The organism is Bacillus sp. 05T31, assembly GCF_056396725.1.
Genome location: NZ_JBFTMA010000432.1, coordinates 1 through 3,742 on the forward strand (window position 1 = coordinate 1; position 3,742 = coordinate 3,742).

Sequence of the window (3,742 nt, forward strand, 5' to 3'; positions counted from 1 at the left end):
AGTTCTAGGTGTACTCCTAATTGTTCGCAGCGTTCTTTTAGGAAATGTGCATCATTTGCACTATCTTTAAATGCGAAGAAATAAATATGTATCGTTTCTCCATTATAGGTGCTCTTTTTTAAATAATCTTTCGCTTTTTCTAAAGAGTAGGACCTGTTAGGAACTTGGCGGCTTCTTTCAGGAAAAAAGCTTGATGCAGCAATGGTTCGTCGCCCCTCTATATTACAAAGTATCGTTTTAACGTCATACATTTCTCTCCAAGCTTTACGAAAATAAATGTCGTGGTGGGGACCAGGTTTTGTAAAGTTGAAGCTAGCATAAATACAACCTATTTCTTCTATTTGTATATCATGCCTTTCATTTTCCTCTTCATTTGGTAGTTCATAATCAGCATCTATTTGCAAATGATCAGGAATACCCCAAAATTCAATACGGTCTAATAACGCACGCTCTTTAAAATAATGGGTGAACGCTTCGAGTACGATATTGTCTTCAGAGTAATGAGTAAGTTTAAAAGGTCCAGTACCTATGTAGTGATGATTTTGAATAACTGCATCATGCGGTAAAATTGCGAGTTGCATGGAACTCACATAACGTAAGAAAAAAACGTTAGGTTTTGCTAAATGAAATCGTATTTGCAGTGGTGATGGTGTTTCAATTTGAACAATTTCCTGTGTTAACCATGCGTAAGGAGATTGAGCTTGCTGCAATCTTTCAAATGAAAATTGTACATCTTTAGAAGTTARAACWGTTTCGTTATGAAAATRTATATCYTTTCKTAAATRAAASGTCCACGTAAGCCCGTCTKCRCTTAATTCCCACGTATGTGCAATGTGTGGTTCCATTTTTTCTGTAATATCGTTATAAATGACTAATGTATCAAAAATTTGGTTAATAAGATGACCCTCTGTTGTTACAGCCGTAAAAGCGGGATCTAATGGTAATATCTTTCTTGATATAGGGATCTTCAATATGTCATACATATCATTTGAAGGTTCGTATCCAAAATGATGATGTAGTTTATTTTCTATCTTTTTTTGAATTGCAAGAGGAAGGGGCTCTTTTAAAAGAAGAAAGACATCTTTTAATTTTTCTTGGGTTAACAGTTCATCTGTATAGGATTCAATCGCTTCTGCTAAAGTATGTGCAAATATAATTTCTGTTTTATTTCCGCGACCACGCCCTGGTGTCCACTTAATGAATTGCTCCTCGTTCATTTTCTTTAATAAAATCTTTACGTTTTTCGTACTGCAATATAAAACATCCGCTAATTCTTGTAAGCTATTTCGTATATGTTGTTGGTCTTGTGCATGTAATCTTAAACGAATGTAATAGTCCATAATTTTCATATATACACTTCCTTCTATAATAAAGTGAAACTTTAATCAGTGGGGGTCTTACTGCCCGTTAATGCGGGATAAAAGGGGAAACTCTTTAGAATATTCTAACCTTTTTCTTCCTCTTTTTCAAAGTAAAATGAATAAGCATAAGGAGGGGGAAACAATGGGATTTTGGAGTATGCACCGAAATATAAAAATCAGAATTATAACTTCGTTTTTAACACGCACTGTATCCACAATGATTTTTCCATTTATGGCGATTTATTTTTCAATAAAATTAGGTAGTGCGATTGCTGGTGCTTTATTACTCATCAATGTGCTAGCTGCATTAATTAACGGTTTATATGGTGGGTATGTTGGAGATCGGCTCGGTCGTAAAAAAGTAATGATTATCGGCCAAAGTATACAAGTCGTTTCCATAGCTTGTATGGGAGTTGCGAACTCAGATTATGTAGATTCACCGTGGCTAACATTTGTGTTTATGTTAGTGAATAGTTTAGGATCTGGACTTATGAATCCAGCGACGGAAGCGATGTTAATAGATGTGAGTACACCTGAAAATCGAAAAGTGATGTACAGCATTAACTACTGGGCTATTAACTTATCAATTGCGATTGGAGCAATATTTGGCGGATTACTATTTGAGAACTATAGATTGCAATTGTTTATCGGATTAACAGTTATTGCAGTTATTACTTTATATGTGATGGCTGTATATATGGAAGAAGTGTATGTGGCACGAAAAACGGTGGAGAAGAAAAATGTATTAAAAGATATGGCAGATAGTTATAAAGTCGTGATGAAAGATAGAGCGTTTTTAATTTTTTGTGCAGCAAGTATATGTACACTATCGTTAGAGTTTCAAATTAATAATTATTTAGGGATACGTTTACAGAAGGAATTTGAAACGGTGCACTTTTTCTTCGGGAATGGTTTTACATTCGATTTAACAGGTATTCGAATGCTCAGCTGGATATCGGCAGAGAATACAATTTTAGTTGTGTTATGTTCAGCGCTTCTTATTAAAATGCTGAAAAGCTTCAACGATTTGAAAATTTTATATGTAGGTTTATTCATTTACACGATTGGGTTTACAATACTCGGAACGAGCAATAGTTTATGGATCTTATTAATTGCAGGGCTTTTCCAAACTGTAGGAGAGATGATGTATGTGCCGGTTCGTCAATCTATAATGGCGGACATGGTGCCGGATGAGGCAAGAGGTTCATATATGGCGATTAACGGAATGGTCTTTCAAGTGGCAAAAATGAATGGGGCATTAGGTGTTATGCTAGGCTCGTTTATTGCATCTTGGGGCATGAGCGCTCTATATTTCATCGTTGGTATGAGCAGTATTTTATTATTTATGAAGGCGATAGGGAAAGAGAAGTATCAGAATGAAGGAAATGTTTCTCAGATTGGATGAAACTATATAAAAAGCGAACCAGTTATACTGGGACYCGCTTTTTATATAATTTTTAAAACGGATCAACTTCAGCTAAATCAGGATTGGCGTTAGGGTTTGTTAATAAGRTTTTCAGCTCACCTACTTCTGAGAGAGCGACGAGAATATAACCACTAATAAGGACGATGAGTCCGATGACTCGTAATGTTTGCAATTTAATGTCACGGCTATTTTTTTCTGAGTTGTTTTGGGGCGTTGCAGGTGGATTGTTGTTCATAATAGAGCTCCTATCTTTTTTATTTATATGTGCGAAATCATTATTAACTTATGGATAGGAATCGTATAGTCATTTTCACTATATGAGAAATGCCTATGAAAAGTGATTAGAAATTTTGGGACGAGAAAAGAGGCTGTCTCAAAAAATCATTAAAGATGAAGAAATGTTTCATATGGTGTTAATTTTGTTTTTTACAAATAAAAAGGTTAACCAAAGTAGTTATTTAGCTACTTTGGTTAACCTATAATAACTATCCTAATATACGCAATGATTCTTCAATAAACACTGGGATGTCCTCTGGTTGTCTACTTGTTACTAGCTGATTTTGGCATACAACCACTTCTTTATCATGAAAATTTCCACCGGCATTTTTCAAATCGACCGCAATGGATTTATATCCAGTCACATCGCGTCCTTCAAGTGTTTGTGCAGTGATGAGTAATTGGGGGCCGTGACAAATAGCAAAAACAGGTTTTTTCGCATCCATAAATGCTTTGCTAAAGCGAACAAAACGTTCATCTGCACGAAGTATATCTGGGGAAAATCCGCCTGGTATAAAGAGGGCATCAAAGTTCTCTGGAGAAACATCATCAATACTTTTATCAATTACGACTTCACTTTTTCCTTGTTTACCGTGTACCGTTTTACCTTTTTCCATTTCAATAGTTGTTAATTCGTATCCCTTTTGATTAAAAGCTTCTACTGGCTCTGTGTATTCTG

4 protein-coding genes are annotated in these 3,742 nt (G+C 35.3%); 1 reads left to right on the plus strand and 3 read right to left on the minus strand.

Going from position 1 to position 3,742, the window contains the following annotated elements:
* The coding region (locus tag AC1DJR_RS21180) for an ABC transporter substrate-binding protein (protein ID WP_477003437.1) at nucleotides 1-1,349 on the minus strand (1,349 nt) is incomplete at its 3' end.
* A gap of 154 nt (nucleotides 1,350-1,503) precedes the next feature.
* Here AC1DJR_RS21180 and AC1DJR_RS21185 point away from each other — a divergent pair.
* Nucleotides 1,504-2,766, plus strand: a complete 1,263-nt coding sequence (locus tag AC1DJR_RS21185; protein WP_429687715.1) for an MDR family MFS transporter — start codon at nucleotides 1,504-1,506, stop codon at nucleotides 2,764-2,766.
* A gap of 52 nt (nucleotides 2,767-2,818) precedes the next feature.
* Here AC1DJR_RS21185 and AC1DJR_RS21190 read toward each other — a convergent pair whose 3' ends face one another.
* On the minus strand, nucleotides 2,819-3,022 hold the full coding sequence (locus tag AC1DJR_RS21190) for a hypothetical protein (protein ID WP_477003438.1): 204 nt from the start codon (nucleotides 3,020-3,022) through the stop codon (nucleotides 2,819-2,821).
* A gap of 250 nt (nucleotides 3,023-3,272) precedes the next feature.
* Nucleotides 3,273-3,742 (minus strand): type 1 glutamine amidotransferase domain-containing protein (locus AC1DJR_RS21195; protein ID WP_477003439.1); only part of this gene is annotated, 470 nt, incomplete at its 5' end.